Consider the following 24,610-nt stretch of genomic DNA (forward strand, 5'->3'; position numbering starts at 1 on the left):
ACCTTATACCTATAGGCTCTCTGTCTTCTTTTCATCAGACAGAGAGCCCGATTTGTTAACCTGTTACCTCTTCCAGCAATGCCTCGACATCAGCCACTGATTTCGGCTTTTCACCAAATCCCCGCAAACCAACCACATGCACATGTTCATGGTCTTTAAAGATCTTACGGACCAGTTTATAGGTCGTGCCTTTCTCCGGACTGATATTCTCCGGTGCCGCAATCAACAGCTGCATATCCAGACGGTCACAGAGTTCAAACAGCGTGGAGATGGATTTTGCATCCAGACGCGCGGCCTCATCCAGGAACAGCAGACGGCAAGGGACAATGTCTTTACTGCGCAGGCGACGGGATTCTTCTTCCCAGCTCTGGACTATCATCAGCAGAATAGACTGACCTGTACCGATAGCCTCACCGGTAGACAGAGCTCCGGATTCAGCCTGAAGCCAGCCGTCTGTACCACGGTTAACCTCCACGTTCAGTTCAAGATAGTTACGGTAATCCAGTAACTCTTCACCCAGAACCTGAGGTGAGCGTTGCCCCATATCAATGTGTGGATTAACGCGCTGGAACAGTTTCGCCATGGCCTCAGAGAAGGTGAAACGCGAATTTTCAAACAAATCCTGATGCTGATCCTGCTGCTCAGCCAGACCGTGCAACAATACTTCATGGCTTTCACGTACATTTACGTTCAAGCGTACACCGTTAACCTGACCAAAGTGGATGTTAGACAAGCCCTGGTTAAGCATGCGAATTCGGTTCTGCTCACGCTGAATCGTCTTCTTGATGATGCTTGCCACCGACTCAGAACTGATCGCCAGACGATTCTCTCGCTGAGTCAGTTCTTCGGTCAGGCGGGCCAGTTCGACTTCCATCTCTTCAATCGCTTCAACCGGGTCATCAGTACGAATAATGTCCTGACGAATACGCTCACGCAGGTGTTGATATACCGAAATGTAGAATAGTACCTTACGTTCCGGATGCGCATTGTCTTCCGAAGCACGCAGTGCGTCTCTCAGTGTTTCATTGTCTGCTACTGCAAGGCGCAGCGCACCCAGCGACTTATCCGACATGGAACGAAGCTCATCACCGCTCATATAAACCAGCTCACGACGGTTCAAACGACGTTCTACATCATTTTCCCGCGCCAGACGCAGTACAGAACACCAGCCAGCTTTAGCTGCGACAACAAAAATACGCAGCTCTGAATATTCTTTCTGAACTTTTTTCAGGCGTTTCGACAGCCCTTTCATTTCCAGCTCTGTCGAAGTGATGGTTCGCTCATATTCACTTTTACGACTACGTGACGTATGCAGACGTTCGTTCAGCTCATCACGACGTTGAATGGCACGCTCTTCAGCACCTTCATCGGCATGCACACCGAATTCCTGCAGTTCCAGCCTGAATTCCTGAACAGTCTCAGACTTAGCCTGGTGTGAGCTTTTCAGTGAGGCCAGCACCTGGTTGTACTGGTTCATCTGGTTCTGAGCTTGTTTCAGCTCTTCCCGGTTACGGGTTCTTGCCTGCTCTGCCTGTGCCAGCTTAACCTTCAGCTGTTCACTAAGTTCACTGCTTTGATCCAACAATGCCACCGAATCGGAGTAGGCAAAATAATGGCGACGCTCATAAACATCAGATAAGGCAAAGATCTGCGTCTTCAGCGTCTGAAGTTCTGTATTCGCTGTATCATACTCTGCCTGCAAAGCATCAAACTGCTGCGGATCCACTTCCAGCGCAGAGACAAGGCCCTCCAGCTCTTTAACGGCCTTACTGTGATTGGACAGGAATACCCGGGACTCGTTGACCTGCTCTAACTTCTGTTCCAGCTCGGTAAACCGCTCTTCCAGTGTGTCGTCGTCCAGTAAGCGCTGGTGCTGAGCGATTTTATCCAGTGCAGTCAGGGCCTGCCTGCTGTTATTCAACTGCGTACGCTGTTGCTGTTCTTTTGCTTCCAGATCTCTTAATTCACGCAGTGTCTGATTACGATTTTCACGCACGTCAGATAGTGCTTCTTCCGGATCAGATTCAAAAGCAGTCTGGATATGGTTAGCCACAAAGTCATTGTAGGCCTGATACAAACGTTGCAGCTTCTGAGAGTCAAACGCCGCTTTTGCGTGCTGCTCCACCACCTCTTCGCGCTCTTCCCGCAAACGTTCCAGACGCTGCTCGCGCGCCGCACGGCCAAACAATGGGATTTCAGGGAAACGTGAATAACGCATCTGACGATCGTTAAGCTGAACGCACACCGCCCCTTCCAGCTCTTCGGCATTAAAGGAGCTGTCATCGAAGGCATCGACGTCACCTTCAATCAGGTAAAGGTCCTCCGGACAGTCGTCCAGTTCAACCAGCTTTTCTTTAATACCATCGAGATCAGAAACAACTATCGCATGACGGGACGGGCCATACATCGCGCTGAAATACGGTGCATCGTCAATAGTAATGTCATCATAGATTTCTGACAGCAACACACCACCCAGCGTATCCGCCAGGCTCTTTAGTCTGGAATCGTTTGAACCGCCCGGTGAGGCCAAGTGCTCAATTTCAGCTTCCAGTTGATTGCGGCGCTCATGCAGTTTGTCTTTTTGCAATGACTGAGTTCTTTCTGCCTCAAGCACCTGCTGCATTTGAGTCATGATCGCCTGACTGTCATTCAGGTTGGCGTCACTTTGTTCCTGAAGAGCATGCAACGCGTTGCTTGCTGCAATCCATTTAGGCGCAATTTTCTCCAGCCTTTCAATCTCGGCCTGATAACTCTGCTCCTGACGACGCTTTTCACTGCGGTTGTCGCGTAGCGATTCCTGCTCAAACTCCATTGATTCAATGGTCGCCGTATGACGTTCGCGTTCCTGCTCCAGAGTGAGTTCATCAGTAAGTGTGGTCTGATGCTGCTGCTCATAGTCTGCCGCCAGTTTTTTAGTCTGGCGCTGAGCGGTGATGTCTCTTTCCAGATCGCGGTGCTGCGCACGCCACTGAGCTTCATTCTGAGTCAGGCTTTCGGCCTCTCGCATTTGCTGAATGGATCGCTGCGCATACGTAGATGCTTCACTGCGTTCAATGTCACCGACAACAGAGCTCAGCAGTGATAAGCCATGCTCAAACTGCTGTGTCGCAGCGGAAGAGATATCCAGCTTGTATTTCAGAGCCAGAAGCGCATTGGTTTTATCTCCTTCCTGCTGTTTCAGCTCAGCAAGCAGAGACGGTACGTTGTCTATATTTAACGAATCATCCGCCAGCATCGTACGGGCTTTTTCCAGAGCCTGTTCTGCCTGTTGGTACTGAAGTGCACGGGTTTGCTGAACGTCCAGAGCCTGCTGATAGTCAGCCAGCTGCGATTTAAGGCTATCCACCTCTTCCTCGGTGATCTGGGAGCGCTCTTCCGCCATCATCACGCGTTCCTGAGCTTCTTCAACCACCATCACCTGCTCTTCCAGTCGTTCACTCAGCTCTTCAAGGTCTTCCTGATAGCGTTCAATTTTTTCCTGCTGACGCAGTGCATTTTGTACCAATTGCAGGTGATCTGAAGCCGCCTGATAATCCATCTCCAGACCAGATTCCTGATCGGTCAGTAATTCCAGCTCTTCCTGAACGCGGTTTAGCAATTCATTTTGTTCAATCAGAGATGCTCTGGCGCTGAACATTTCACCACGCAGAGCAAGGGTCTGATCCAGTTTGCTGCGACGTTCATTCGCATGACGCATATAATCAGCCGCCACGTAATTGGTCGATTCGGTAATCAAATGCTTAAACAGATCACGGTCAGCCTGAGTGGTTTTAATTGCTTCAAGCGTCATGCGGTTTTCGCGCAGGGCGGATTCCATATCCTGAAACGCTTTCTTCACACCGCCATTCTGAGGCAATAAGTAATCACGCAGAGAGCGGGTAATCGCACTGGAGATCCCACCATACAGTGAGGCTTCAATTAACCGGTAGAACTTAGAACGGTCACCACTGTTACGCAGTTTTTTCGGCAGAACACCAAATTCAAACATCGCTGCATGGTAATCAGCAACAGAGTTAAAGGCCTTGAACAGCACGCCTTCCGATTCAGAAACCAGTTGTTTGACCTCATTCAACTGACGAACACGAGCATGCTGATCGGATACGTTTTCGATCAGCACATCGGTTGGCTTCACATGGCTCGGCAAGCCCTGAATCAGAAATGGTTTGATATCCACCTTTTTATCACGGCCCGCTACCTGCTGCAGTTTCACGGCGAAAAAGACACGCTGCTTACGTGAATTGACAACATCCAGCGCTGCATAGCAAACACCCGGCTGCAATTTGCCGTATAAGCCTTTATCTCTGGATGCCTGTGAACTTCCAGCTTCAGTGGTATTCCGAAAATGCAACAAACTTTGATCCGGGATAAGCGTGGTGATAAACGAGGCCATCGTTGTCGATTTACCTGCACCATTACCGCCAGAAAGCGTCGTGACCAGGCCATCTATATCAAAGGTTCGGGCAAAAAAACCGTTCCAGTTGATCATGGTCAGGGATTGATATTTACCTCTTTCAATCATGCGTCACCTTCTGTCCCAGTGGACTGTAATTCCAAAGCCTGTTTTTTATCCAAGGTCTGTTTTTTATCCAAGGTCTGTTGTTGATCCAAGGCCTGTTGTTCCAGAGAAAAATCTTCAGCGCTATTCACGCCCATATCGATAGTGGCCTGCTCCTGCAATGAGGCATAGTGAGGCACCACTGCCTCGCCATCACGGATCAGGCGCAACTGAGCTTCCCGCATATCGTCTCCGACACGCACGTCAGCACCAAAACGAAATACCGCTTCACTGATACGAAACTTCCCTTCTTCGCCGATTGAAATGACCATTCCCAGTCGCTTCAAGCGTCTTAATGACGTTCTTACTTTTTCAAATAGTTTTTCTTTATCCAGATCAGAGCCGTTAGCACGATTGGTCACCAGCTTCATCAGCCGTTTTTCATCGGCCAGAGACAAAAGCTCTTCGTACAACTCCTGATTGGTAAAGATACCTTCGTGTGCCAGGCGTTCCGGACTTAAATACAGAAAACAGAGTACCTTACCCACCAGCATATCCAGTTCAGATAATACGCTACGCCCAATAAGGGATGTCGAACGCGGACGTAGATAAAAGAAGCCTTCTGGCGCTCTCACGAGCTCGGTATGGTAACGCTGATAAAAATGCGCCAACTCAGTTTCAAAATCAGACAGCAGGGCGTGGTTATCCAGATCTTCCGCCGAAATGTGGCGGCCTGAACGCAGCATGCTATCCAGTGCCGGAAACAGCGGATTCGAAATCGCTTTTACCAGTTTTTCCGGCATATATTCGTCAATATTTATCGATGACATTTGCTTGTACCTTTGCACCAAAATCGTTAATGGCCTGCCAGTCAGGCTGAATAGCTCTGTAGTCGTCTCCGGAATATCCGAGACGTACGGCCTGATCCACAACGATTCTGGCTAAATCAAAATGATGAGTGTGCGGATGCTCGGACAGATAGTCTCGCAGCACCAAGCCTAAATTTATCGGAGTGCCCTGCTTTTTATGTACTTTAAGCATGACGCCGATTTTTTCTGATAACTCATCGTTTACGTGTTCAAATTCTTCATATTCCACTTCGGCCGGGACAAAACCGGTGACTTCATCATCACGCAACACCAGCGCTTCATCCCTGAGATCTCTCAGGCGCTCTGCATCCGCATAAGTGAGATACCATGGCGAATCAGGGTACTCTTTTACCGATTGTCGCAGTCGCTGGCTGAAGGCTCTGTTCTGATCCATATCAATGGCGGTACGGATAAACTTATGCACATGCCGGTCATAACCGATCCAGAGGTCAATAGTTTGCTGACCCCAGCTCACTATGCGGTCCAGTTTCATCTGCAGAACGAATAAGGTTTCTTCTATAAATTCCAGTTCAGAGTCACCATATATCTGCTCCTGAAGATCTAACAACTGGGTTTGCAGTTCGTCACCTGCGGCCTGCAGTGTGTCCTGCAATTCTTTCAGTGTATCGGATGTTTCAGCCAGCAAGGTTTCACAGTTGTTTATGGCTTCCCGCCAGTCTTTATTCAGCAACTCTGCTATCTGGGTTTTCACCTGTTGCTGTTGCTCATCCATCACTCGCTGATTCAGATCAATCTGGTCAAAAATTTCTCCTACCGAATACCGCAAAACACCATATACATTCTTACGCCAGTGATCTTCACCACCGCCTTGCTGAGCTGCCTGAATCGCTTTAGCCATTTCATCGGCAACAATAGATAGCTGAATAGACAGTTTCAGCTTAGAAAATTCCCGGTGGCGTACGTAGTAGTCGGTGATACCTAACGCCAGCGGTGACAGACGGTAAATACTGGCTCCCTCTGTTACTTCACTGGTGAAGCGGCTGATCAGCCTCTGACTGACCAGTTCGTTAATTGCGTTATTCGCGCGAAAAGCACTCGCTTCACCTGTGTTTTCAAATAGCCGGGTAACAATCTTGAACACATCATGTAGTTCCCCCTCACCCAGTTCTTCATCAAATCTTTCGTTACTAAGCACTGCTATCGCGATAAGAAACGCAAGACGTTCACTCGAAAGATTCAATGAGAAATCATGCTGCTTTACCCAACCGATCAGCTCATCCAGTGGCCCATCGGTCACAGCCTGAGTCATCTCACTCATTATTGTTCCTGTGTTTCTGTTTTCCTGGCCCATACATGAATATAGCGGCCAAGAGAAAGATAAGGCTCCTGACGGCACAACTGCCTTTCCAGAGCTAATACATCTTCAAACTGGTATTCACCCATATGCTTTACATTACCAATATAATCATGGAAAGAACGAATACCGGACTTTCCACATATTTCAAAACCGGCATTTTCAATCCACTGGTAAACGTCTTCGGGTTTTAAACCTTTTTGTGGTTGCAGTTTGAAGCGCTTTCTGTGTGGCATTCCCTCTAGCACATGTGGGATATTGCCACAAATTACATTTTTCAGAACCAATCCGTGGTGATTATAAAACATGATCGATGCCACCCCTCCGGGCCGAACCTGATCCAGTGCTATGTTTAATGCCTCCTGAGGTTCAACAAGCCATTCCATGACGGCGTGAAACAGGAGCATGTCCACTTTACCGTCCAGGTGTTCAGCAATGTCCTGAACCGGAGAATGAACCAGCCGATAGTGCTCAAGCAAGCCGTTATCTTCAATATCCTGACGGGCTAACTGAAGCATTTCAGAAGAAAGATCACATAATGTAACTCTATGCCCAAGCTTTGCTAATCGCTGAGACATCTGAGCCAATCCTCCTCCTGCATCAAGAACATGCATAGGTTTGCTCGGCATTTTATCCGCTTCAGGGCTGTTTTCCTTTGAAAGCCCCAAAAGAGCCATGGCATCCTGCAAATCCTCCCAAACAATAGTTTGACGAATCTCTCCTTTTTCGGATCCATAGATATTTTTAGCGAATTTATGCGCTATATCGTCGAAATTACGGTCTTCTCTCACGGCACGTTAGGGTATGATATCCAATCTTGGCGCTTATTCTGTCATAGGAATATAAGTAATAAAGAGTTAAGCTCTATTTTTATAACTAAGTGATGATTTTTCGGACTATTAAGTATGTTTGAGCTGAAAAAAATACTGTCTTCTTTAGCAATGCCGCTGCCGGCCCTTCTTATTATAGGGTTTATCGGTCTGGGGATGGTGATGTTTTCAAGGCACCATCGCTTTGGCTGCCTCTTCTTGTTTCTTTCCCTTGGTGGCATCTTTCTGGCCTCATTTCAACCGATCTCGACCCGTCTTCTTATGCCACTGGAAAGAGAGCATAAAGCCTTTTTGCCAGTAGCAGACGCTATCGATTATGTAATGGTTCTAGGTAATGGCCATATTGTAGACCCAGAAATTCCTCCAACTTCCGAGCTTAGCCGCACCGCTTTGATGCGTCTTACGGAAGGCATACGGATTCAAAGAATGTATCCGGGAGCAAAGCTGATTCTTTCCGGCTATGCCGGTGGCTCTGAATTCAGCCACGCAAGAATGATGGCCAGAGTAGCTCTTGCGCTTGGCGTCGCAAAGCCAGATATTATTTTGCTGGAAACCGCTGTGGACACATGGGAGGAAGCCCGCCAGGCCGCCGCCTTTGTTAATAACAAAAATCTGGTGCTGGTAACCTCTGCCAGCCATATGAAACGGGCCTTAATGGAATTTCATTCCGCTGGCCTGAATCCGATTCCGGCACCAACGAACTTTCTTGCCCACAGCCAGATCCATCAGCCATGGATAAAATATACCCCCTCCTCTAGTTATCTGGAGCAGACAGAACTTTACTGGCATGAACAACTGGGGATCTGGTGGAGCCACTTGCGAGACTACCTGATGAGTGGTGGTCAGGCTCCAGAGCAAGAGCCTTTGGCTATGGAAACAGAAAGTTAGGGTATGTTGATTTCTGACGGTTGTACTACTATTTATTACATAACAAAGGCTAGAAAACGTTATTAATAAGGTAAATACCACCGTCGGGACACCTCTATGCAACAGACCAACATGCAAGAGATAAAAGCGTTCAATGAGCAGAGAGCAGAAATTTACTGGTGGCTTTCCGGCATTTTTATCCGACCACTTACCCCTTCTGAGCTAAATGCATATCACCAACCCGAGATAAAAGCATTTTTGTCCGGGCTGGGTAATAACAAGGTTCTCAAGTCCGCTACCAATAAGCTTATTAAGGTGATCCGTCAGATAGAATCGGATCCCCAAGCCCATAAAAAATTAGCAGATGACTTTCAGCTGCTGTATATCCGTTCCGACCATAACGGTCCCAAAGCTTCTCCCTGTGCATCCGCTTATGTGGATGATCCGACTCTACCTGCCCGGAAGATCACTGAATTAATGCAGCAGAAAGGCATTCAGGAAGACAGCAAATTCCATGAACCGGCAGACCACCTGGCAACGGAACTCGACTTACTCAGCCATATGATCATTCGCTCTAATGAACTTGAAAAACCCGAGCATATGGACTTAGCGTTTCTGGAACAGAAAAACTTCATAGAGGATGACTTACTGAACTGGTTGCCGGCTTTCGTCAAACGATGTGCTGAATACGACTCACTTGGCTTTTATCGTCATGTTTCAGATCTGTTACTTAATTTTTGCAGACTTGATTCTTCGTATTTATCAGCCGGCACTTCGGAGAAAAAATAGCTTATTATGTGATATAAGGCGGTGGTTCATATTGTCTCATCAGTTGATAAAGACTAAAATTTGCCCCGACAAATAATGATAAATATTGATAAAAACCGCTATCCTTTACGTAGCGGTTTTTTGTGTTTTCGGTATACCTCCTTACCGAATGTCTAAAGGACAGAATTTATGGCCACAATAAAAGACGTTGCTCGCCTTGCTGGTGTTTCAACCACAACCGTTTCCCATGTCATCAACAAAACCCGCTTTGTTGCCGAAACTACTCAACAAAAAGTGATGGAAGCGGTAAAAGAGCTGAATTACGCTCCCAGCGCCGTTGCCCGTAGCCTGAAATGTAATACCACCCGCACCATAGGTATGTTAGTGACGCAATCGACAAACCCGTTCTTCGCGGAGGTCGTTGATGGCGTAGAGAGCTATTGTTATCGACAGGGGTACACCCTGATTCTGTGTAATACGGGGGGTATCTACGAAAAACAACGCGACTATATTCGTATGCTGGCAGAAAAGCGTGTAGATGGAATCCTGGTTATGTGCTCTGACCTGACCAAAGAGCTTCAGGAAATGCTCGATACTTACTCTGATATCCCTAAAGTAATTATGGACTGGGGACCAGAGAGTTCTGCTTCTGATAAGATCATTGATAATTCAGAAGAAGGTGGTTATATGGCGACCAAGTACCTGATTGAAAATGGTCATACCAATATTTTCTGCCTGAGCGGACACCTGGAAAAAGCCATTTGCCAGGAGCGGATTCTGGGTTACAAACGCGCATTGGCAGAAGCCGGACTTACATTCGATGAGAATAACATCATTGAGGGTAATTTCGAATGCGATACCGCCGTCGAAGCTGCTGATAAAATTCTGGCTCTGGAAAACAGACCGACGGCCGTCTTCTGTTTTAACGATACGATGGCGCTGGGCCTGATGAGCCGATTACAGCAGGTAGGCACCCGTGTTCCGGAAGACATCTCTGTCATCGGTTACGATAATATTGAACTGGCCGGTTATTTTTCTCCGCCGTTGACGACCATCCACCAACCCAAGCGTCGTGTAGGTAAAACAGCGTTTGAAATATTGCTTGAGAGAATCAAGAACAAAGAGCATGAAAGGCATGTCTTTGAAATGCAGCCAGAGCTTGTCATTCGTGACAGCGTCAAAAATTTGAACGCATAGATGGACATAGTGAACAGATATTCTTAAAAAGAAATCTATTTAGCCCCTAAGACTGACTTTTATACGACTAAAATTTCATTCTTTGGCATTAAAGTTCCAATTTTGATGTGATACAGGTCACACTATTTTCTTTATTGCGTGATCTTTGTCCAAAATTTTCCTATATTGACATTGTCACGACCAGGGCAAACCATCTGAAAAGATGGGACGCAAAGCTTCCGGCCTTCCTCTTGTCAAAACAAGAAAAGGTAGCGGGGTTGCCGAAGACAAATTAGCAGCGGTGCGATTTTGTTTGACTATGTTCTGACATCAGAATGCAACTGTGTGCTAATTTCTCGGAAATGGATTGGTTGGATCAATTTACGAACCCGAGATTAAAGCAATGGATAAACCAGTACTAAAAAATTCACTCCGTCTATTCCAGCAATTTGGGCAGGTGAAATCCCGCTCCATGTTTGGTGGATTTGGCATCTTTGTCGATGAGACAATGTTCGCCCTTGTGGTGAATGATGCCCTGCATATCCGTTCTTGCCAACTGACGACTGAGCAATTCAAAGATGCAGGATATGAACCATACGTGTATAAAAAACGTGGCTTTCCTGTCGTTACTAAATATTTCGCTTTACCTGACGGTATGTGGGATACGCCAGATGAGATTTTGTCTGTCGCTTCAGTTGCGTTGGAAAATGCGAAAGAAGAGAAGACAGCACAGGCAGAAGAGAAGCCAACCCGACTTAAAGATCTGCCGAACCTGAGGCTTGGTACAGAACGAATGCTGAAAAAAGCCGGTATTAACAGTGTCTCTGAACTAAAAAAGGCCGGTGCGGTAAGTGCATTTAAAGCGATACAGCAGACACATTCAAGTCAAGTAAGCCTTGAGCTCCTCTGGGCTCTTGAAGGCGCGATTGAAGGTAAACATTGGTCTGTACTGTCTAAACAGACCAGAGATGACCTGATGCATCAGCTTGATGAATGTTAACAGCCTGCTGTTGAAATAATCAGGCAATCAATAAGGCAAAGGCCTCTTTAGGAGCCTTTGCCTTTTTGTTACTTTATGCAACGATAGGCTGGCCATTGAATTTAGTAATAAATTCAATCGACTTCTGGTTGAATTCTTCCGGCCTCTCCACATTACAGACATGACCACAATCAGAGATTTCCCACAGGAAACTTTGCTTATGTTCTGCCACCATTTCTCTCACGGGCTGAATAAACATATAGTCTCGGTCTCCCATCAGATAAAGGGTCGGGATTGCCAGTTCTTTTTCCCGGAAATATCGCATCAGCGGGTTCACCTCTGCCGCGAGAATAAACCAGCGCTTAAACTCTTTCTGGCACAACTTTTTCGCTTCACGGACAAACAAGTGCCTGGATTCTTTCTGATTCTTCTGTGGCATCACAATATAGGCGAATAATTTATATAGCCACATATAAGGAATAATATGTTTACCAAGGTTTCCCAGTGTCACTAAACACTGTGAACGAATATCCAGTCTGGTAATGGCTCCGCCAAGCACCATAGATTGTACGCGCTCGGCAGCCAGCTCTGCCAAATTCCTGACAATGATCGTTCCCAAAGACATACCGACAAAGTGCGCAGAGTGAATTTTCAGGTGATCCAACACCGCTAAAATATCGGTAGTCACATCCTTAAATGTGTATTTATTGGTAATCAGTTCTTTAATCAGATGGTCGGAACGTCCATGCCCCCTCAGGTCAATCAGCAGCAAATTAAAATGCTGTTTGTAGGCTTTGATCTGTTTAAACCAGATAGAGGAGCTTCCTCCGGCACCATGAACAAAGACTACCCACTCTTTTGAAGTAGGATGGTGGTACGTTTTATGAAACAACAGTTCTTGGGACATTTCCTAATTTATATTTCTCTAAATAATACTCAACGGCTGAGGTTACCACACCTTTTTAAGCGCTGTCTTGTAAGATAAACAGTCTGTGACACTGCTCTCCTACCGACATGAGCCATACACAAAAAAAGCTCCTGTATTCCCATACAAGAGCCTTAATATGTGTTCAGGTAACGCTCTATTGCTGCAAAGCCTTACGGTACATATCAACATACTCAATCGCAGAATGCTGCCAGCTAAAATTACGCAGCATTGCTCTTAGCTGAGTTTCCCGCATTTTTTCTGGCTGTTGCAGATAGAAAATGAGAGCTCTCTGCATCGTAATAAGTAAATCTTTCGCAAGAGGGTAATGAAAACTAAAACCAGTGGCATTCTCTGGCTCAACGTCGACATCAATGACCGTATCTTTTAATCCGCCAACTTCACGAACAATGGGCAGCGTACCGTAGGCCATACTGTAGATCTGGTTAAGACCACAAGCTTCAAACTCTGAAGGCATAAGGAAGAAATCAGAGCCGGCTTCGACTAAATGCGCAAGACGATTGCTGTATGCTTCGACAAACGTAAACTTGTCTGGATAATTGGCAGAAATACTGCGCAGTCTGTCCGCGATTTTTGGATCACCCGTTCCCACAATAACAATCTGAATATCGTTGCGCAGAAACTGTTCTAAGATAGGTAAAATGTAGTTAAACCCTTTCTGGTGGGTCAGACGACACACCATACCAAACAGCGGCTTTTCTTCACAGGGAAGGTGACATTCATCCTGTAGCACCTCTTTGGCTGCCAGCTTTCCTTTCAGCATACTTTGTTCATTGGCAGAATAGTGCAGAGGGAGGTATTTATCTGTCTTAGGATCCCATTCGCTGTAGTCGCAGCCGTTCAGGATGCCGCGCAAGTCGTCAACACGCCGGTTAAAGTCATCCACCAGCCCATGAGAACCCACGGGGGTAAGTAACTCCTGAGCATAATTCGGGCTAACCGCATTGATCTTGTCCGCATAAGCAATCCCCGCTCTCAGCATACCGATATGAGAGTGACTGTAACGCAAATGCTCCATCCCTATCGCCTGTAGCTCAGGAATAATCTGTAGCTCATCGTAAGAATATATGCCCTGAAAGACAGCATTATGTATAGTAAGAACACTTTTAATGCCCGAGAAAAAAGACTCTTCGCTATAACGATTTTTCAATAAAAACGGTACGAGCCCGGTATGCCAGTCATTGGCATGAATAATATCCGGCTGAATACCGAGTTTTGGCAGACAATCCAGAGCCGCCGCACAGAAAAAACTAAAGCGCTCACCATTATCGGAATACGCCGTATTATGTTCGGCGTACAACTCTGACCGGTTAAAATACTGTTCACACTCGATGGCATACACAGGTACGCCATCCAGCATCATTTTTCTTATTTTGTAATGAGTATGTGGCCAGAAGTCTAATTCTGTAGAGAGAACCTCTTCTGCCTCGTAAAATCCGGGAAGGATACTATAGCCGGGGATAACTATAGATACATCATGACCAAGCTCCTGTAGTGCTTTAGGCAGAGCCTTGGCAACATCTGCCAAGCCCCCGCTTTTTACAAGACCCTGAGCCTCTGAAACAGTAAACCAAATTTTCGTTTGTTCCATTCTAGAACCCAACTTTTGTTCCTTTTGCTATGACCACAATCCCTTCAGGTGACACGTGGAACCTTTTTGCATCCTGTTCAGGGTTTTCACCGATCACGGTTCCGGGAGCGATCTCTACATGTTTATCTATTATTGCTTTTCGAATGCTGCAACCCGCACCAATTTTCACATCACCCAATAGAATAGACTCAGTAATCATTGAACCTGGTGCAATATTGCTTCGGTAGCCTAACACAGATTTATAAACATGAGCACCTTGAACATAGCTACCTCCGGCAATCAGACTGTCTTTTACGCAAGTTTCGTGATCGCCGATATCGGCAAACGTTGCTGGCGGCAACGGTGGGAAGTAAGTATGTAGCGGCCATTTACGGTTATACAGCGAAAACATTGGGTCTTTATCCAGAAGATCCATATGTGCAGCCCAGTACGAATCAATCGTACCTACATCACGCCAGTAAGTGGTTTCTTTTTCCCCGTGAATAACATTAGTTGAAAAGTCATAGACATAAACTCCACCTTCTTTATACATCTTAGGAATAATGTCTTTACCAAAGTCATGGCTGGACTCTTTATTGACCGCATCTTCCCGTAAGTTCTGACATAGAGGTTTGGTATCAAAAACATAATTCCCCATCGAAACCAGAGCGAAATCAGGATCACCTGGAATCGGTTTCGGATTTGCTGGTTTTTCTTCAAACCCAATCATTTTCCCGTCTTCATCAACTTGAATGACACCAAACTGAGAAGCTTCCGAAAGAGGCATTCTTAATGCGGATACCGTCAGGCGTGCATTTTTGCTTTTGTGATAATCCAGCATCTGCCGAATATCCATCTTATAAATATGATCAGAACCAAAAATACAGACCTGCTCCGGTTCGGATAACTCTACAAAACTGATATTCTGGTAAATAGCGTCTGCAGTACCTTCGTACCAACGCTTACCGTCCCGCATCTGGGCCGGAACCGAATCGATAAAGCTGCCGGTAATCCCGGACAAGTTCCAGCCCTTTTTCATATGCAGATAGAGTGACTGAGACTTAAACTGAGTTAGCACATAGATTTGTGTCAGACCAGCATTAACAAAGTTATTCAGAGCAAAATCAATTAAACGATAACTCGCACCAAATGGAACCGAAGGTTTGCTACGGCTCTCAGTTAAAGGACGCAGGCGAGCCCCTTCTCCACCCGCAAGAATCATGCTTAAAACACCAGCCATATTGTTACTCTCCAAGTTTTATTTTTATAGAAACAGAGCAGGCGTTTATCGACCGAGAAAACCGTAATGCATTCTCAGCCCAAACACCTGCACAATAAACTTGGTGCACTGTCAGGAAAAGTTAATCCTGTTGGGAATGATAGAGATATGTTCCTAGCCAACAACAATTAAGCTCAACAATGAGCTACACCAACGCATTACCTCGTTATCGACCTGCACTCATATTTATTTTTTTGTTATTAATTGTAATTGATATTTGAGTTTATTTATCCACGAGATAACACAGTTAACTTTACTATAACATTTAGAAATTACAATAGGATAGACTATAAAAAAGTTCTGTTCGGAAGGGACTAAATCGTATTTTAAGAGGTATATCAGAATCTGACGCTATTACGTCCGGCAGATTTTGCTTTGTACAGCGCATTACCTGCATTAGACAACGCTCTATCCCGTTCAATATCAGGGGGAAATAGAAGCGCCCCCAAAAGAGCACTAAGAATAAAAAAGGGCGATCTAATGATCGCCCTCTTGCCTTATTTATTATTAACTACTTCTTTTTTCTTTTGTCGGTTATGTCCCATTTACCGTCAGCGTAGAAAGCAGTCCAGCCTGATGGTTTACCGTCTATTTCAGAACGGACATAGTTCTCTTTCGTCTTCCGGCTAAAACGAACCACGGTAGGACGACCATCCGGATCTTTCTCAGGAGCTGTAGCCAAATACTGGAATTTCTCTGAAATACGCTCTTTAAAGCGAACCAGCTCAGAAACCAACGGTGCTCTTGTCTCACGTGATTTAGGGAAATTACTCGCAGCCATAAACAGACCGGAAGCACCGTCACGAAGAACAAAATAGGCGTCTGAATTTTCACACGGCAGTTCCGGAAAATGCACCGGATCTTCTTTCGGCGGAGCCACTTCGCCATTTTTCAGAATCTTACGGGTGTTCTTACACTCTTCGTTAGTACATCCCATATATTTACCGAAGCGGCCATTTTTCAGAACCATATCTGAACCACACTTGTCACACTCGACAACCGGCCCATCATACCCTTTCAGTTTAAACTCGCCGTGCTCAACGATATAACCGTCACAGTTCGGGTTATCACCACACACATGCAGCTTACGCTTTTCATCGATCAGATAAGCGTCCATGGCCACGCCACATTTAGGGCAGCGCTTCTTCGCTCTCAATGCTGCGGTTTCAACGTCTTCTTCAAGAACGTTGATAATGCCCTCTTCGTCACCTAAGTTAATCGTTGTTTTACAACGTTCTTTCGGTGGCAGAGCGTAACCGGAACATCCAAGGAACACACCAGTAGACGCGGTACGGATGCCCATAGGACGACCACAGGTAGGACATTCAATATCGGTAAGAACGATACTGTTCGGCTTCATACCGCCGTCATCTACGTCCAGCTCTGCTTTCTCTAGATCTCCTGAAAAATCAGCAAAGAAGTTGTCCAGAACGCCTTTCCAGTTCGTATCGCCAGTCGCGATCTGATCCAGTTTCTGTTCCATACGGGCAGTAAAGTCGTAGTTCATCAGGTCGTTAAAACTCTGATCAAGACGATCGGTGACAATCTCACCCATTTTTTCCGCATAAAAACGGCGCTGATCGACCTTAACGTAACCACGGTCCTGAATCGTTGAGATGATGGATGCGTATGTTGAAGGGCGACCGATGCCACGCTTCTCCAGCTCTTTAACCAGTGCCGCTTCCGTAAAACGTGCCGGTGGCTTGGTAAAGTGCTGTTTTGGATCCAGTTTCTGCAAGCTTAAGGTATCGCCAATCTGCACTGCCGGCAGGATCTGGTCTTCGCTCTTACCCAGAGGTCGTTGCACACGAGTCCAGCCGTCAAATTTCAGGATACGTCCTTTCGCTTTCAGGGTATATTCGTCCGCTTTCACGCTGATGGTGGTTGAATCGTATTTAGCCGGAGTCATCTGACAGGCGACAAACTGATTCCAGATCATCGCATACAGTTTGTGCGCATCCGGGTCCATGCCCTGAAGGTCATCAGCAACAACCTCCACACTTGAAGGACGAATCGCTTCGTGCGCTTCCTGAGCGCCTTCTTTGCTGCCGTAAACGTTAGGCTTAGCCGGCAGATAGGCATCACCGAACTCATCGGTAATATAGCCTCTTACGGCTTCTACGGCTTCCTGACTCAGGTTAGTTGAGTCAGTACGCATGTAAGTGATGTAACCGGCTTCATACAGACGCTGAGCCAGCATCATGGTTTTCTTTACGCCATAACCTAAGCGAGTACTTGCAGCCTGCTGCAACGTTGAGGTGATATACGGTGCCGATGGCTTACTCTGTGTCGGGCGGTCTTCCCTTTTGCACACTTCATAAGCTGCTTTTTCCAGAACGGCCATCGCCGCTTTGGTTTCAGCTTCATTAACCGGCTTGAAGGCAGAACCTTCTTTTTGTGCCACCAGCAGGCGGAAATCGGTTTTGTCCTGCGTTTTTGTATCTGCGTGAATATCCCAGAATTCTTCCGGAATAAAGGCATTGATCTCACGCTCACGTTCTACCAGCAGCTTTACCGCAACTGACTGAACGCGCCCGGCAGACAAGCCTCTGGCGACTTTCTTCCACAATAGCGGAGAGACCATAAAGCCCACAACACGGTCCATAAAACGGCGGGCCTGCTGGGCATTGACACCATCCATGTTCAGCTCACCGGGAGCCTGGAATGCCTGTTGAATGGCATTTTTGGTGATTTCGTTAAATACAACGCGTTTATATCGCTCTTCATCGCCACCGATGATCTCACGAAGGTGCCAAGCGATGGCTTCTCCTTCGCGGTCCAAATCGGTTGCGAGATATACTTGGTCAGCGTCTTTAGCGAGTTTCTGCAACTCAGAAACCACTTTCTCTTTACCAGGAAGGATCTGATAGTTTGCTTCCCAGCCGTGGAAAGGATCAATGCCCATCTTTTTGATCAAAGCATTTTTCTCTTTCTCTTTTTTAATCCGGGCTTTCTCTTCCGGACTCAGACCTTTGGTTGAAATCGGCGCAGCTTTTTGACCACTACTCTGACCAGCAGTAGGAAGATCACGTACGTGACCCACACTCGACTTAACAATATAATCTTTGCCAAGGTATTTGTTAATCGTCTTCGCCTTAGCTGGTGACTCCACTATTACCAGTGACTTACCCATAACTGATTCTGACGTCCTCAATCATTCTGAATGGTCTTTAGTACACACTATAGCCGCTTTAACAGACACTATAGTTGAACGTTGCATATACCATACCTAAAATTAGCTTCTTTTTTTACTATTGAGCGAGATTTAGCGAAGGTCAACCTGTTTTTATAAAAATCAACCCGACTTACTGACAACTGCTCGCTTATCCGCCAGTTACTTTTATTCTCACATATGCGTATTGTTTTAAGCCCGGCAGGATACCCATGCCGGATATTAACGATCAATACATTTATGCCCTTATGCTGCTAAATACGCTAGAGGTCACAAAATAATTGAAATTATATTCCGTACCAATACACTGGTTAACATCAAAATTATCGGAAAACACTCTTGTATGAGTGATCATATGTCCATGAGCGAGAAAAAAATGAGCGAGAAAAAATCAATTTCTGAATTTGACCTGCTGATGATAGCCAATCAAATTATTCAGGATCATGACGATTATATCGAAGGAATGCGCGCTGAGTCTGTTGAAGAAAAAGAGGGTGTACTGGTGTTTAAGGGTAACTATTTCCTAGACGACAACGGCCTGCCGACCACAGAAACCACCGCCGTATTTAATATGTTTAAATATTTGGCGCATCATTTGTCTAAGGAATTTACGCTTAAGTAAGCGTTTAGAATACATTAGTAAACATTTAGAATACATTGCTGGCAAAAGCAGGCTGGCATTGATAAGCAAACCCGCCGCGCCAGGAAAGACGCGGCGGGTCCCCATGGATGGCTTTATGCATGTTTGCGTTAATGCCTGCCTGATTAAGCGACACAGGCCTACATTAGTCCTGACTTAACCCTTTCAGCTTATCAAAGTAGTCCGGGAATGTTTTTGACGTACACTTAGGGTCGTTGATTGTGACAGGTGTATCACTCAGGGCAACCAGAGAGAAACACATCGCCATACGGTGATCGTCATACGTGTCAATTTCCGCATGTTTCAGCTGAGCTGGTGGTGTGATAATAATGTAATCTTCACCCTCTTCCACTTCAGCACCTACTTTACGCAATTCTGTCGCCATCGCTGCCAGGCGGTCTGTCTCTTTTACCCGCCAGTTATACACGTTACGAATAGCGGTTGTACCTTCAGCAAACAGTGCAGCTGTCGCAATGGTCATAGCGGCATCCGGAATATGGTTAAAATCCATGTCCACGGCTTTCAACTCACCACGGCGAGCCGTCACATAGTCATCGCCCCATTCAATCTCGGCACCCATTTTTTCCAGCGCATCCGCAAACTGGATATCGCCCTGAATACTGTTTTTACCAATACCAGTCACCTTGATAGCACCACCTCTAATCGCAGCGGCAGCAAGGAAGTAAGAGGCCGAAGAGGCATCCCCTTCAACAAGGAAATCGCCAGGTGCCACATAAGACTGACCCGCCGGAATCACGAATTCCTGATAATCGCGGTTTTCTACCTTCACACCGAACTGCTGCATAATATGCAGAGTAATATCAATATACGGCTTGGAAACCAGATCACCGTTAATTTTGATTGTCACTTCACCATCAGCAAGAGGAGCAGACATCAAAAATGCCGTCAAAAACTGGCTTGAAATTGAACCGTCGATGGAAACCGTTCCGGCTTTCAGCCCGGTACCCTGAATCTTCAGCGGTGGGTAGTTCTCATTTTCCAGATATTCAACCTGAGCTCCGGCCTCACGCAGAGCTTCTACCAGATGCCCGATCGGGCGCTCTTTCATTCGTGGTTCGCCTGTCAGTACATATTCGCCTTCACCCAGGCATAAAGCCGCAGCTAATGGGCGCATGGCTGTACCAGCGTTACCTAAAAACAGTTCCAGTGATTCAGAAGCAGTAAAAGGACGTCCGAGCCCCTGAACTTCACAGACGGTTTTATCCTCAGAAAGCTGATAAGTGACACCCAATTTAGTTAGGGCATTCAACATATGACGGATATCATCACTATCCAGAAGATTGGTTAAGCGTGTAGTACCTTTAGACAAAGCAGCTAAAAGAAGGGCTCGGTTCGACACACTTTTTGAACCCGGCAGGTTCACTTCACCGTTAACCAGGCGAATAGGTTGTAGCGTAAGGCTTTCCATTAAAATCGATTGTCCTTGAAATTATCACGCAGAACACGTGAGAATTGAATTTTTCGTAACCGCAGACTAGCTAATTTTGACCAAAATCGCCAGCAGAAATCCTTCCCACACAGAAGGAATCCGCTTTATACTAAAAATACACTTTTAACCATAGCAACAAACGCAGTACTTTAATTTAATAATGACCATTTACCTGCCGGAACTAAATCCGTACGATCTACAGTTTCCTGAACCATCCGAAGCACTGGAAGACCCCAACGGCCTGCTGGCTATGGGAGGCGATCTCAGTCCCGAACGACTTCTGGCGGCCTATAACAACGGTATTTTCCCCTGGTTCAGTCTTGGTGACCCTATTTTGTGGTGGAGCCCTTCTCCACGCGCTATTTTTATACCCAATCAGTTTCGTCCGGCTAAAAGCCTGAAGAAATTTTTCCGTAAATCCGGGTATCGGGTCAGTATTAACCGAGCGACAGCCGATGTTATCCGCCTTTGCGGCGAACTTCGTCCTGACGAAGAAACCTGGCTGGATGAAAGTATGCAGCGTGCATATACTCAATTAGCAACACTTGGTTTTTGTCACTCCGTTGAGGTATGGGAAAACGAAGTACTCATTGGTGGTTTATATGGTATTCAGATGGGGCAGGTTTTTTGTGGCGAGTCCATGTTCAGCAAAAAAACGAATGCCTCTAAAATTGCGTTATGGAAGTTCTGTGAACACTTTCACCAGCATGACGGAAAGCTCATCGATTGTCAGATACTGAACCCCCATACAGAGTCGCTGGGCGCTATTGAAATTACGCGACCGGAATATCTGAAGCTGCTTGATCACCTTAAGACACAGAACGTCAGTCAAGCCTGTTATCAGCCACAATGGTTAACCGAGGGCCGTGATAAATAAAGGACACGTATGATTCCTAAAGAACAGCATATAAAGATAGGGTTAACTTCCTATAACCCGTGTAGTTATCTGAAATCCCGCTCAGAGCAAGTCGCTGTCGCTTTAGATGATGCATTGCATTCACCTGAAGGATACGAACTTCTGCTGGCTAATGGCTTCAGGCGTAGTGGTGATACCGTATACACCCCCTATTGCGGTACTTGTAAGGCTTGTGAAGCCATCCGTATTGCTATTCCTGATTTTGTTCCGTCCAGAAGTCAGAAACGGCTCATTAACAAAATTCAGACCCTGCGATGGGAGCTGAAAAAAGAAATGGACAGCAACTGGTTTGATCTTTACCGCCGATATATCTGCTCCCGTCATCAAGACGGTACTATGTATCCTCCCAAAAAAGATCAGTTTTTCACCTTTGCCCACTGTCGCTGGCTGGATACTCAATTTCTGCATATCTACGATAACGATCACCTGATTGGTATTGCTGTTACCGATATTATGGATAACAGTGCCAGCGCTTTTTACACCTTCTTTGACCCAGAGTACCCCCTTTCTTTAGGTACGATCGCGGTACTTTGTCAGGTCGAATTTTGTCAGGCTCAGGAAAAACAATGGCTTTACCTTGGCTACCAGATAGATGAATGTCCGGCAATGAACTACAAAGTTCGTTTTAAGCGCCATCAAAGGCTAGTAAATCACCGGTGGCAAGGGTAGAATACGCACCAACTTATTTTATATCTGTATTAATGGCACGAATTGCCGTTGATAATTGCCTGTTTCTAAAGAGGATTAAATGGCTAAAGAAGACGTAATTGAAATGCAAGGTACCGTTCTGGATACCCTGCCTAACACTATGTTCCGTGTAGAGCTTGAAAATGGTCACGTTGTAACCGCGCATATTTCCGGCAAAATGCGTAAGAACTACATCCGTATTCTTACTGGTGACAAAGTGACTGTGGAGCTGACTCCATACGATCTGTCTAAAGGTCGCATCGTCTTCCGTGCTCGTTAATATTTCATTCCCGGGTACAAAAAACGGAGCATAATGCTCCGTTTTCTATTTTCAGAAGGCAGGGTTAATGAACCGGCTCTTCTTCCTCATTCCGGTAATGGAATTGCAGCTCATCCTTCTCAAGTACGACTTTCACGGTTCCGCCATTTACCAATGAGCCAAACAACAGTTCATTCGCCAATGGTTTCTTCAGTTGTTCCTGAATAACCCGGCCCATAGGCCGAGCTCCCATCGCTTTATCATAGCCTTTATGAGCAATCCATTGACGTGCATCTTCAGATACTTCCATTGACACGCCACGGGCATCCAACTGAGCCTGCAGTTCAACAATAAACTTGTCGACAACCTGATGGATCACATCTTCACTCAGACTGTTAAACCAGATGATATTATCCAGACGGTTACGGAATTCAGGGGTAAATACCCGTTTGATTTCCGCCATCGCATCGTGACTGTGATCCTGCTGAATAAGACCAATAGATTTCTTCACAGTCTCCTGTACACCTGCGTTGGTCGTCATCACCAGAATAACATTACGGAAATCCGCTTTACGCCCGTTATTATCGGTCAGAGTACCGTTATCCATTACCTGCAATAGCAGGTTAAAGATGTCCGAATGCGCTTTTTCAATTTCATCCAGCAACACAACCGCATGAGGGTGTTTAATGACTGCATCCGTCAGCAAACCACCCTGATCATAGCCAACGTAGCCAGGAGGCGCACCTATCAGACGGCTGACCGAATGCCTTTCACCATATTCAGACATATCAAAGCGCAATAACTCGATACCCATCAGCTTCGCCAACTGAAGTGTTACTTCGGTTTTACCTACCCCTGTCGGGCCAGCAAACAAGAAGGAACCTACCGGGCGATGCTCTTCACCCAAGCCAGCTCTGCTCAGCTTAATGGCCTCACACAATGCACTGATAGCACTGTCCTGACCAAAGACCAGCATCTTCATCTTACGATCAAGAGACTGAAGGACATCTTTGTCCGTAGAGGATACTGACTTTTCAGGTATGCGGGCCATCTTAGCAACCATGGCCTCGATATCAGCGACCCCAACCGTTTTCTTCCTGCGGCTTGCCGGGACCAGACGACTTTTCGCACCAGCTTCGTCGATGACATCAATAGCTTTATCTGGTAAATGCCTTTCATTAATGTACTTAGCAGAAAGCTCTACCGCCGCGCGTAACGCCTTATTGGTATAACGCACATCATGATGCGCTTCATACTTCGGCTTAAGCCCCATCAGTATCTTCGTGGTGTCATCCAGCGATGGCTCAACAATATCGATTTTCTGGAACCGGCGGGAAAGCGCGTGTTCCTTATCAAAGATATTTTTATATTCCTGATATGTCGTTGAACCGATACAGCGTAATTTACCACTACTTAACAACGGCTTAATCAGGTTTGCAGCATCCACCTGACCACCAGATGCGGCACCTGCTCCGATGATAGTGTGGATTTCATCGATAAACAGAATGGCGTCTTTTTCTTTTTCCAGCTGTTTCAGGACAGATTTAAAACGTTTTTCAAAGTCCCCGCGGTATTTCGTACCGGCAAGTAGCGAGCCGATATCCAGTGAATAAATCACGCTGTCTTTGATCACTTCAGGTACCTGCTCTTCTACAATTCTCCAGGCAAGCCCTTCCGCTATCGCTGTTTTACCCACACCAGCCTCGCCGACCAACAGTGGGTTATTCTTCCTACGACGGCACAATACCTGAATGGTACGTTCCAGTTCTTTATCACGACCAATGAGTGGATCAATATCACCCTGTCTGGCCAGTTGGTTCAGATTACTGGCAAAACTTTCCAGCTTTTCTTCAGCAGGCACATCGTCTGCAGCATGCCCTTCGCCAAATGAATCCGATGAAGGATCTTCATCACTATTTGATGCTTTAGTAATGCCATGGGAAATGTAATTAACAATATCGAGACGACTGACATCATGCTTTTTAAGCAAATATGCCGCGTGAGATTCCTGTTCACTAAAGATAGCGACAAGCACATTCGCCCCTGATACTTCATTGCGGCCTGAAGACTGCACATGAAACACCGCCCGCTGTAACACTCTCTGAAAACTCAATGTTGGCTGAGTTTCACGTGTCTCATCATTTTCAGGGATAAGCGGAGTCGTTTGATCGATAAATGTATCAAGCTCTTGACGCATGACTTCTATATCAGCCTGACATGCCTTTAGTGTTTCTCTTGCCGCATCGTTATCGAGTAACGCCAGCAAGAGATGTTCAACCGTCATAAATTCATGACGTTTATCTCTGGCTCGTGCAAACGCACTGTTCAGACTCGATTCTAATTCTTTATTCAGCATAAATACCTCACCTCCGCACAAAGACAGCCTATGTTG

General features: G+C 46.1%; 18 protein-coding genes and 1 riboswitch. Of the genes, 8 read left to right on the forward strand and 10 right to left on the reverse strand.

Annotated features, from left to right (window positions below; translation table 11 throughout):
- Positions 1-55: 55 nt before the first annotated feature.
- From mukB to cmoM, 4 genes are read right to left on the reverse strand one after another with little or no spacing between them, the layout of a single operon-like run.
- Positions 56-4,519, reverse strand: a complete 4,464-nt coding sequence (gene mukB / locus DI392_RS01060) for a chromosome partition protein MukB (RefSeq protein WP_109318054.1) — start codon at positions 4,517-4,519, stop codon at positions 56-58.
- Entirely contained in the window at positions 4,516-5,325 is an 810-nt protein-coding gene (gene mukE / locus DI392_RS01065; RefSeq protein ID WP_245883891.1) for a chromosome partition protein MukE, read from the reverse strand. The genes mukB and mukE overlap by 4 nt, the downstream gene beginning before the upstream one ends.
- Positions 5,306-6,643: a chromosome partition protein MukF gene (gene mukF / locus DI392_RS01070; protein WP_109318055.1), complete on the reverse strand. Its 1,338-nt coding sequence runs from the start codon at positions 6,641-6,643 to the stop codon at positions 5,306-5,308. Before mukF ends, mukE begins: the two co-directional genes overlap by 20 nt.
- Positions 6,643-7,470: a tRNA uridine 5-oxyacetic acid(34) methyltransferase CmoM gene (gene cmoM, locus DI392_RS01075; RefSeq protein WP_109318056.1), complete on the reverse strand. Its 828-nt coding sequence runs from the start codon at positions 7,468-7,470 to the stop codon at positions 6,643-6,645. The genes mukF and cmoM overlap by 1 nt, the downstream gene beginning before the upstream one ends.
- A 114-nt stretch (positions 7,471-7,584) precedes the next feature.
- On the opposite strand from cmoM, the gene elyC reads away from it, so the two are divergent.
- The 4 genes from elyC to DI392_RS01095 all read left to right on the forward strand — a co-directional run bounded on the left by elyC (position 7,585) and on the right by DI392_RS01095 (position 11,320).
- Complete coding sequence (gene elyC, locus DI392_RS01080; protein WP_109318057.1) at positions 7,585-8,397, forward strand: envelope biogenesis factor ElyC; 813 nt, start codon at positions 7,585-7,587, stop codon at positions 8,395-8,397.
- A 96-nt stretch (positions 8,398-8,493) separates the two neighbouring features.
- Positions 8,494-9,165 (forward strand): molecular chaperone TorD, encoded by a 672-nt coding sequence (gene torD, locus DI392_RS01085; protein WP_245883893.1) that lies wholly within the window; start codon positions 8,494-8,496, stop codon positions 9,163-9,165.
- A gap of 168 nt (positions 9,166-9,333) precedes the next feature.
- The gene (purR, locus tag DI392_RS01090; RefSeq protein ID WP_109318058.1) at positions 9,334-10,341 is read left to right on the forward strand and encodes an HTH-type transcriptional repressor PurR; all 1,008 of its coding nucleotides are present in this window, start codon (positions 9,334-9,336) and stop codon (positions 10,339-10,341) included.
- A gap of 174 nt (positions 10,342-10,515) precedes the next feature.
- A riboswitch (cyclic di-GMP riboswitch) is annotated at positions 10,516-10,606 on the forward strand.
- Positions 10,607-10,723: 117 nt separating this feature from the next.
- The gene (locus tag DI392_RS01095) at positions 10,724-11,320 is read left to right on the forward strand and encodes a TfoX/Sxy family DNA transformation protein (protein WP_109318531.1); all 597 of its coding nucleotides are present in this window, start codon (positions 10,724-10,726) and stop codon (positions 11,318-11,320) included.
- Between the two features lie 73 nt (positions 11,321-11,393).
- Here the strand turns inward: DI392_RS01095 and DI392_RS01100 are convergent, their stop codons facing one another.
- From DI392_RS01100 to topA, 4 genes are all read right to left on the reverse strand, one after another.
- Positions 11,394-12,206 (reverse strand): alpha/beta fold hydrolase, encoded by an 813-nt coding sequence (locus DI392_RS01100; protein ID WP_109318059.1) that lies wholly within the window; start codon positions 12,204-12,206, stop codon positions 11,394-11,396.
- Between the two features lie 175 nt (positions 12,207-12,381).
- Positions 12,382-13,836, reverse strand: a complete 1,455-nt coding sequence (gene glgA / locus DI392_RS01105) for a glycogen synthase GlgA (protein WP_109318060.1) — start codon at positions 13,834-13,836, stop codon at positions 12,382-12,384.
- A gap of 1 nt (position 13,837) precedes the next feature.
- Entirely contained in the window at positions 13,838-15,055 is a 1,218-nt protein-coding gene (gene glgC / locus DI392_RS01110) for a glucose-1-phosphate adenylyltransferase (protein ID WP_109318061.1), read from the reverse strand.
- 550 nt (positions 15,056-15,605) lie between these two features.
- Positions 15,606-18,227 carry a type I DNA topoisomerase gene (topA, locus tag DI392_RS01115; protein WP_109318062.1) on the reverse strand — a complete coding sequence of 874 codons (2,622 nt, stop codon included), beginning with the start codon at positions 18,225-18,227 and terminating at the stop codon, positions 15,606-15,608.
- A gap of 415 nt (positions 18,228-18,642) precedes the next feature.
- On the opposite strand from topA, the gene DI392_RS01120 reads away from it, so the two are divergent.
- Positions 18,643-18,888 carry a YciN family protein gene (locus DI392_RS01120; RefSeq protein ID WP_109318532.1) on the forward strand — a complete coding sequence of 82 codons (246 nt, stop codon included), beginning with the start codon at positions 18,643-18,645 and terminating at the stop codon, positions 18,886-18,888.
- 163 nt (positions 18,889-19,051) lie between these two features.
- Here the strand turns inward: DI392_RS01120 and aroA are convergent, their stop codons facing one another.
- Positions 19,052-20,335 carry a 3-phosphoshikimate 1-carboxyvinyltransferase gene (gene aroA, locus DI392_RS01125; protein ID WP_109318063.1) on the reverse strand — a complete coding sequence of 428 codons (1,284 nt, stop codon included), beginning with the start codon at positions 20,333-20,335 and terminating at the stop codon, positions 19,052-19,054.
- Positions 20,336-20,516: 181 nt separating this feature from the next.
- Between aroA and aat the strand changes: the two genes are divergently transcribed.
- The 3 genes from aat to infA all read left to right on the forward strand — a co-directional run bounded on the left by aat (position 20,517) and on the right by infA (position 22,239).
- A complete protein-coding gene (gene aat / locus DI392_RS01130; protein ID WP_109318064.1) occupies positions 20,517-21,233 on the forward strand; it encodes a leucyl/phenylalanyl-tRNA--protein transferase in 717 nt (238 codons plus the stop codon).
- A 9-nt stretch (positions 21,234-21,242) separates the two neighbouring features.
- Positions 21,243-21,941: an arginyltransferase gene (locus tag DI392_RS01135; RefSeq protein WP_109318065.1), complete on the forward strand. Its 699-nt coding sequence runs from the start codon at positions 21,243-21,245 to the stop codon at positions 21,939-21,941.
- Positions 21,942-22,020: 79 nt separating this feature from the next.
- On the forward strand, positions 22,021-22,239 hold the full coding sequence (gene infA / locus DI392_RS01140; protein WP_005493784.1) for a translation initiation factor IF-1: 219 nt from the start codon (positions 22,021-22,023) through the stop codon (positions 22,237-22,239).
- Between the two features lie 64 nt (positions 22,240-22,303).
- Here infA and clpA read toward each other — a convergent pair whose 3' ends face one another.
- A complete protein-coding gene (clpA, locus tag DI392_RS01145) occupies positions 22,304-24,574 on the reverse strand; it encodes an ATP-dependent Clp protease ATP-binding subunit ClpA (protein ID WP_109318066.1) in 2,271 nt (756 codons plus the stop codon).
- Positions 24,575-24,610 lie beyond the last annotated feature (36 nt).

It is taken from the genome of Vibrio albus (assembly GCF_003144035.1).
Classification (GTDB): Bacteria; Pseudomonadota; Gammaproteobacteria; order Enterobacterales; family Vibrionaceae; genus Vibrio; species Vibrio albus.

Excerpts from the sequence above, each read along its gene's own strand:
- glgC (WP_109318061.1), bottom strand. The coding sequence starts at position 15,055 with ATGGCTGGTGTTTTAAGCATGATTCTTGCGGGTGGAGAAGGGGCTCGC.
- mukE (WP_245883891.1), bottom strand. The coding sequence starts at position 5,325 with ATGTCATCGATAAATATTGACGAATATATGCCGGAAAAACTGGTAAAA.
- elyC (WP_109318057.1), top strand. The coding sequence starts at position 7,585 with ATGTTTGAGCTGAAAAAAATACTGTCTTCTTTAGCAATGCCGCTGCCG.
- clpA (WP_109318066.1), bottom strand. The coding sequence starts at position 24,574 with ATGCTGAATAAAGAATTAGAATCGAGTCTGAACAGTGCGTTTGCACGA.
- DI392_RS01095 (WP_109318531.1), top strand. The coding sequence starts at position 10,724 with ATGGATAAACCAGTACTAAAAAATTCACTCCGTCTATTCCAGCAATTT.
- aat (WP_109318064.1), top strand. The coding sequence starts at position 20,517 with ATGACCATTTACCTGCCGGAACTAAATCCGTACGATCTACAGTTTCCT.
- glgA (WP_109318060.1), bottom strand. The coding sequence starts at position 13,836 with ATGGAACAAACGAAAATTTGGTTTACTGTTTCAGAGGCTCAGGGTCTT.
- topA (WP_109318062.1), bottom strand. The coding sequence starts at position 18,227 with ATGGGTAAGTCACTGGTAATAGTGGAGTCACCAGCTAAGGCGAAGACG.
- mukB (WP_109318054.1), bottom strand. The coding sequence starts at position 4,519 with ATGATTGAAAGAGGTAAATATCAATCCCTGACCATGATCAACTGGAAC.
- DI392_RS01100 (WP_109318059.1), bottom strand. The coding sequence starts at position 12,206 with ATGTCCCAAGAACTGTTGTTTCATAAAACGTACCACCATCCTACTTCA.
- DI392_RS01120 (WP_109318532.1), top strand. The coding sequence starts at position 18,643 with ATGAGCGAGAAAAAATCAATTTCTGAATTTGACCTGCTGATGATAGCC.
- infA (WP_005493784.1), top strand. The coding sequence starts at position 22,021 with ATGGCTAAAGAAGACGTAATTGAAATGCAAGGTACCGTTCTGGATACC.
- torD (WP_245883893.1), top strand. The coding sequence starts at position 8,494 with ATGCAACAGACCAACATGCAAGAGATAAAAGCGTTCAATGAGCAGAGA.
- aroA (WP_109318063.1), bottom strand. The coding sequence starts at position 20,335 with ATGGAAAGCCTTACGCTACAACCTATTCGCCTGGTTAACGGTGAAGTG.
- purR (WP_109318058.1), top strand. The coding sequence starts at position 9,334 with ATGGCCACAATAAAAGACGTTGCTCGCCTTGCTGGTGTTTCAACCACA.
- mukF (WP_109318055.1), bottom strand. The coding sequence starts at position 6,643 with ATGAGTGAGATGACTCAGGCTGTGACCGATGGGCCACTGGATGAGCTG.
- DI392_RS01135 (WP_109318065.1), top strand. The coding sequence starts at position 21,243 with ATGATTCCTAAAGAACAGCATATAAAGATAGGGTTAACTTCCTATAAC.